The 4,826-nt window shown below is 33.6% G+C and carries 5 protein-coding genes; all 5 read right to left on the bottom strand.

Annotated elements, in window-relative coordinates; translation table 11 throughout:
- Nucleotides 1-1,242: ATP-binding protein (locus HG1285_RS05995; protein ID WP_008288252.1), on the bottom strand; the 1,242-nt coding region annotated here is incomplete at its 3' end.
- 13 nt (nt 1,243-1,255) lie between these two features.
- Complete coding sequence (dnaN, locus tag HG1285_RS05990) at nt 1,256-2,353, bottom strand: DNA polymerase III subunit beta (protein WP_008288253.1); 1,098 nt, start codon at nt 2,351-2,353, stop codon at nt 1,256-1,258.
- 144 nt (nt 2,354-2,497) lie between these two features.
- On the bottom strand, nt 2,498-3,487 hold the full coding sequence (locus HG1285_RS18220; RefSeq protein ID WP_083793082.1) for an RNA-guided endonuclease TnpB family protein: 990 nt from the start codon (nt 3,485-3,487) through the stop codon (nt 2,498-2,500).
- Nucleotides 3,409-3,891: a hypothetical protein gene (locus tag HG1285_RS19760; protein ID WP_008288255.1), complete on the bottom strand. Its 483-nt coding sequence runs from the start codon at nt 3,889-3,891 to the stop codon at nt 3,409-3,411. Before HG1285_RS19760 ends, HG1285_RS18220 begins: the two co-directional genes overlap by 79 nt.
- Before the next feature lie 382 nt (nt 3,892-4,273).
- The coding region (locus tag HG1285_RS05985) for a transposase (RefSeq protein WP_008288257.1) at nt 4,274-4,826 on the bottom strand (553 nt) is incomplete at its 5' end.

A 4,826-nucleotide genomic window follows, 5' to 3' on the forward strand; every position in this document is an offset into this window, starting at 1 on the left:
GTCTTTTTCTGAGCAGTCTGCAAGTTTTCCTGGAAGTGATGTATCTTCTAAAAATGATTTTCTTCTTGAAACTTCTTTTGCTTTTCTTGCTGCTTCCCTTGCTACAGCTGCTTCTATTGCCTTTTCTGCAATTTTAACTGCAATATCTTTATTTTTATCAAAATAATCCATCAAATAGTCAGAAACAACCGACTCTACTATATTTTTAACTTCCTGATTTCCAAGTTTTCCTTTTGTTTGCCCTTCAAACTGTGGTTCAGGAACTTTAACAGATACTACAGCAGTTAAGCCTTCCCTTAAATCTTCACCTTTTATTCCACTTTTTAATTCTTTAGGAAGTCTCATTCCAGAAAGGGTTTTATTCATAGCCTTAGTAAGAGCTGACCTGAAACCTGTAACGTGTGTTCCGCCGTCAACTGTTTTTACATTATTTACAAAACTTTCTATAACTTCGTTGTAGCTTTTTGTGTATTGGAAAGCCACTTCAACAATTACTCTATCTTTCTTATCATTTATATATATAATTTCGTTAAAAAGCGGGTCTTTTGCCTGATTTAAAACTCTTACAAAGTCTTTAATCCCTTCATGATAAAGAAATTCATCCTTTAAATCTTTTCTTTCATCTTCGGCAAAAAATCTTACTCCAGGGTTTAAAAAAGCCAGTTCTCTTAATCTTTTTGATACTGTATCATATTTAAATTTAGTTATTTCAAATATTTCATCATCAGGTTTAAAAGTAACTTTTGTACCTCTTTTGTGGGTCTCACCTACAACTGTCAAAGGTTTTATAGTCTTTCCTTTTTCAAACTCCATTCTGTATATTTTTCCATCTCTGTAAATCTCTACGACAAGCCAGCTTGAAAGAGCGTTAACTACAGAGGCACCAACTCCGTGAAGACCGCCAGAGTACTCATAAGCTTTTTTTGAGAACTTACCACCTGCCCCAAGCTTTGTAAATACCATTTCAACAGCAGGTAGTCCTGTTTTAGGATGAATATCAACAGGTATTCCTCTACCATCATCTTCAATAGTAGCAGAACCATCTTCATGAAGTATTACAAATATATTTTTTGCAAATCCTGCCATAGCTTCATCAACTGCATTATCTACAAGTTCCCATATCAGGTGATGTAGACCTCTTTCGCCTACATCCCCTATATACATGGCAGGTCTAATTCTAACGTGCTCAAGACCTTCAACTACATCAATAGATTCTGCACTGTATTTTATTTCTTCGCTCATTTATTTACCTCTTTTATGATATATCCATAGGCATAATTATTGCTTTATATCTATTATTTTCAATAGGTTCTACCATAGTTTGAGAATTTGGATTTGTAAATTTCATATAAAATTTATCATCATCAACAACTTCTATGGCTTCTATAATGTATTTAGCGTTAAATCCTATTGTAAATTCTTCTCCTTCATACTGTACTTCAATCTCATCAACAGCTTCACCATATTCCTGGGAAAAACTTCTAAGTTCTAAAACGTTTGGCTTAAGTGTAAATTTTATAGGTTTCGTATCTCCTTCAACAACAGCTGATACCCTTTTAACAGCTTCAAGGGTTTCTTTTTTATCTAATATAATTTCTATTGAAAATTCATCAGGAATTACCTGTGTGTAGTCAGGGAATGCACCCTCAAGCAATCTTGTCATTAATATCCATTCTTTTGTTTTGAAGAATGCATATTGCTCGGTAGCTGCCATTTCAACGTCTTCTGCACCGGTAAGGAGTTTTCTTAATTCATTTAATGATTTTTGAGGAATTACAACTTCAACATTGGTGTCAAGCTGTCCTTCTCTCTCTATTATATACAGAGCCAATCTATGACCATCTGTTGCTACAACATCTATATGATTATTTCTTGATTTGAACAAGTCCCCTTGAAGTGCGTATCTGCTTTCTTCTTTTGAGGCAGCATATAAAGTTTTGTTTATTGCATTCTGCAAATCTGCTCCAGATATTAAAAATGCCGTATCTTCTGGGAAAGGATACATCTGAGGATAATCTTCGGGAGCAACAGTTGGCAAGGAATATTTTGTTTTTCCTGATTTTATTTTCAGACTACTATCATCTGTTTTTATATGAACAGTTTCCGATGGAAGTAATCTTGCTATATCTGTTAATTTTTTTGCATTTACACACGCTTTTCCCTCTTCTTCAACTTTTGCAAAGACGGATATTTTAACATGGACTTCAAGGTCTGTACCTTCAACTATAAGTTTGCCGTCTTTTGCTTCTAATAAGAAATTAGAAAGTATTGGAAGTGCTGACTTTTTTTCTGTTGCTGAAATTGCTTTCCTTAAAACATCTTGAAGAGTTGTTTTGTCAATTGTAAGCTCCACACCTATTCCTCCATGTACAATAATTAATATTTTAACACATGGCAAAGAATGGTGAACTACACACCGACTAAAGTGCTGTGCCTTTCGGCATGCTCAAATCGAAGATTTGTCGGTGGCTTCTCAGGGAGGCTGTTCGCCTTCGGCTCACCTTATCCCTGACAGGTGGTCACCACACCTTGCTACCCCTATCTGTCCATATACTTGGACAGACTTGGGGCTACTTGCTAAATTTCCAAATACTCTTATTCTTACTGTTTGTCTTAACCCTGTGATGTAATCGTGAAAGCTCTTTTTAAATTTCTTAAGTATCTTTCTTGCTCCGTTTACATCTGCATTTACAAAACCTAATACGCTTTTAAATAGTCCTCTGTGTTTCCTCGCTTCAGGTGTGTAGTTTTCTTTATTGACAGCTACATATTTTAAGCTGTCCACACCAGAAGTATAGCTTTCATCTACTAATACTACTTTTATCCCATATTCTCTTGCTTTGTATTCTATCTGCTTTGATACTCTACCGTGTGGTAAAAGACTTAACATCTGGTCTATTATGCTTGATAGCTTGCTTTCTTTGTTTTTGCTCTCTTGTAGTTTGCCTATTACGATTGTTGAAACATTGTATCTTTTAGCAAGCTCTACTATCAAATTTGAAACTTTATGACTGAAGTCTCTTATCAGGTTATTTATTCTCTTTTGTATCCTGTGGAGTATCTTATCTACTCTGCTTGTTGAAAGTCTTTTATTCTGTAGGTTATCTCTTTTCTTCTGCCATTTCGCTAACTTTTTTAGGTATTTTCTAAGTATTGACTGTATTCCTTTTCCATCTACTATATAGCTTGTTGGCTGGTTTTCTATTACAATCGTTGCAAAGTTTGATATTCCGTAGTCTATTGCTAAGGCTCTATCTGTTTGTGGTTTAGTTTCCTCTATTTCCTTCTCATATACGATGTTTAGCCTGTATGTTATATTTCCATATGCTTTGTATGGTGTGATTTGTATATTTAGTATGTTTAACTGGCTTAAGTCCAATCCTGTTTCTATTCTCAGGTAATCTATATCTATTCTGTGTTTTCTCTCAAGTGGTTCTTTAGCTCTTTTGAAAGACTTAATTTTATTATGTTTCCTTCTATTGTAAATCCTGTTTTATCGTAAATTACTGGTCTATGTGGTGATTTTTTCTTATTATATTTTGGTGGTTTTACTGGTGATGGATATTTTTCTGGTTTTTGCAAGTATTTAAAGAAATTCTGCCAGCCTCTTGACAGCTCATCTAATATTATTTGTGCTGTTCTGCTTTGCAGTGATTTTTTATGTATGGAAGTGTCTTTTAGCTTGTTGTATAGGTCAAATTTGTTTGGTTTTGCCAGTTTGTTTTTTACAATGTAGTTTGCTTCATTCCATAGCTTTCCTGCGTGATATGTGAGATAGCCTAATACTATTTGTGTTGTTTGGTCTATATTGCTCCCTTTTAGGTCGCCAATTTGCTTTGCAAAAGTGTTTAATTCTATTCTTAAGCTTCTTTTTACTCTTACATTTTCCATTTTTTGATTATCCTATTGTAAACTAACAAAAAAAGCAAGTCTTTTAAGAAAAAATGTAAAATTAACTGCTAAAATGGTTTTTACGGCTTACGCCTTCTTTGAAGTATCCCATTTCTAACAATTCTTTGAATTGGGTGAACCGAAGGTGAACAAGGGTATTCAGTTAAAGAGTTGACAGATGTAAAATAAATAATATGAGGTGTGTATATTGTAATTCAGAAAAGATAGTAAAAAATGGAAAATCAAATCAAGGAAAGCAAAGATATTTATGTAAAGAATGTGGAAGAATATTTGTGGAAAACCCAGAAAGAAGACATTATCCAGATAATTTAAAAAGAATAGCAATAAGGCTATACAGAGACTTACCTAAAAAATTGTGTAATCAATCCAAAAATTTTTCAAGACCAAATTTAACATTTAAAATCTGCCTCATTTCATAAAGATTAGCTCTAAAAGCAGCTACAGGTTTTCTCATCCACTTGTCATTAAGGTTTGAAAGCTGTATAAACAAATTTATCTCTAAAGTCCTCATAGAAGGAAAATATCCTCCAAGCTCCAATCTCATCATCTCAAGCCCCGCATTTACACTCTCTACCACATTTGAGGTGTATATATGTTTCCTTATCTCCTGTTGATAATCTATAAAAGCCAAATAATTCTCCGATTTTTTCTCATATTGCTTTGATAAAGAAGGATTTAAATTTGAAAGCTCTTTTAAAAAGTTTTCCCAGTGTCCTAATGCCTCGTCCTTTGTTAAACTTTCTTTTACAAAGGTCAAATGTTTATTTAAAAGACTATATTCTCTTTTACTGAATTTCCTTCTTAAATTTCTTTTCATATGTGTCCAGCAAAGCCGGTGGTCTGAGTATGGGAAAAACTGATTTACCACATCTGTAAGCCCACTAAAATCATCTGATACAAATATAGATACTTTT

The sequence above is a fragment of the Hydrogenivirga sp. 128-5-R1-1 genome (genome assembly GCF_000171895.1).

Coding starts and splice junctions, on each gene's coding strand:
- HG1285_RS19760 (WP_008288255.1), bottom strand. CDS start 3,891: ATGGAAAATGTAAGAGTAAAAAGAAGCTTAAGAATAGAATTAAACACT.